Below are 232 nucleotides of genomic sequence, written 5' to 3' on the forward strand. Positions count from 1 at the left end.
TTCGTCTGAAAAGTAAACTTAAAACCAATTTAGGTTGACAATCAATCGCCCGATTCGTTACGATAAATGTAATGATGTGGAAAGGGGAGAGGAACGATGGCAAATTGGCTTCATTTGGCTGAACAAGTGCTCGACGGCCATGAACTGACCGCCGAGGAAGCGCTGGCGATATTGGATTGTCCGGACGAGGAGCTGCTCCTTCTTTGGCAAGGGGCATACCGCATCCGCTCGG

The 232-nt window shown here is 49.6% G+C and carries 1 pseudogene; it reads left to right on the forward strand.

Annotation, left to right across the window (positions count from 1 at the left end):
* Positions 1-96: 96 nt before the first annotated feature.
* Positions 97-232 (forward strand): annotated as a pseudogene (locus tag LD028_RS09595) (biotin synthase BioB); the annotation flags it as partial.

Origin of the sequence: Anoxybacillus sp. LAT27, assembly GCF_022030075.1 — a bacterium.
Classification (GTDB): Bacteria; Bacillota; Bacilli; order Bacillales; family Anoxybacillaceae; genus Anoxybacillus; species Anoxybacillus kestanbolensis.